Annotated in this window: 1 protein-coding gene and 1 pseudogene; one reads left to right on the forward strand and one right to left on the reverse strand. The window is 70.9% G+C overall.

What is annotated here, in order from left to right; genetic code table 11:
• Positions 1–209, forward strand: a pseudogene (locus QZV94_RS16665) (long-chain fatty acid--CoA ligase); the annotation flags it as partial.
• On the opposite strand, the gene QZV94_RS16670 reads toward QZV94_RS16665, so the two are convergent.
• Positions 206–1,208 (reverse strand): aldo/keto reductase (locus QZV94_RS16670; RefSeq protein WP_293679182.1); only part of this gene is annotated, 1,003 nt, incomplete at its 5' end. The pseudogene QZV94_RS16665 and the gene QZV94_RS16670 sit on opposite strands and share 4 nt — an antisense overlap.

Here is a 1,208-nt window from a genome sequence, read left to right on the forward strand (position 1 = left end):
GCGAGGCGGTCTGCGCCGTGGTCCAGCCCTATCCCGACGTGACTCTGGACGAGGCCTCGGTGAGAGCCTGGGCGCGCGGCAAGATGGCGGGCTACAAGGTCCCGAAGAAGGTCGACCTGGCCACCGAACTGCCGCGCGAGGACTCCGGCAAGATCTTCAAGCGCAAGCTGCGCGAGCCCTACTGGGAGGGCCTGGAGCGGCGGATCTAGGCCGCCTCGGCCTCCGAGGGCATCCGCTCGGTGTCGACGGACGCCTGCATCGCCGGCGCGTAGCGGGGCCCCGTGACGGTCTCCCCGTTCACCGTGGCGTCCACCCGGGCGATGATCTCGGGCGAAAGCCTGATGTCCGCCGCCGCCGCATCGTCGCGCATGTGGGCCGGGTTCGTGGTGCCGGGGATGGGGATGAGGTCGTCGCCCTTGTGCAGCAACCACGCCAAGCAGAGTTGGGCGGTCGTGCAGCCGGCCGATCGGGCGATGTCCGCGAACGCCGCATAGAGCTTCACGTTGGCGGCCAGCGCGGCGCCCTGGAAGCGCGGCATGCCACGCCGGAAGTCGTTCTCTTCGAGCTTGGCAGGGTCCTGCCCTTCTCCGGCCAGGAAGCCGCGGCCGACCGGCGAGAAGGCCACGAAGGCGACGCCCAGCTCGCGGCAGGCGTCCAGCACCGCGATCTCCGGGTTGCGGGTCCACGGCGAGTACTCGGTCTGCAGGGCCGCGATCGGGTGCGTGGCGTGGGCGCGACGCAGGGTGGGGGCGGAAACCTCCGAGAGGCCGATGCTGCGGATCTTGCCGGCCGCGACGAGGTCGGCGAGGGCGCCCACGCTCTCCTCGATCGGCACCTGTCGGTCCCAGCGGTGCAGGTAGTAGAGGTCGATCACGTCGGTCTTGAGCCGGCGCAGGCTGACGTCGCAGAGCGCCTTGATCGTCTCCGGCCGGCCGTCGATGCCGCGCTGGGTCCCGGTGGCGTCGGTGATGCCGCACTTGGAGGCCAGCACGATCTTGTCACGGTGCGGGCTCAGCACCTCGCCCACCAGGGTCTCGTTGTGGCCGAGCCCATACACGGCGGCTGTGTCGAAGAAGGTGTAGCCGGCGTCGAGCGCGCCCAGCAGCACCTGCTCGGCCTGCTCGCGCGGCGGCGGGCTGCCATAGGCGTGGCTGAGGCTCATGCAGCCCAGCCCGATGGCGGAGACCTCGAACTGACCGATCCGGCGC

Origin of the sequence: uncultured Phenylobacterium sp., from assembly GCF_902826855.1 — a bacterium.
Lineage (GTDB): Bacteria > Pseudomonadota > Alphaproteobacteria > Caulobacterales > Caulobacteraceae > Phenylobacterium.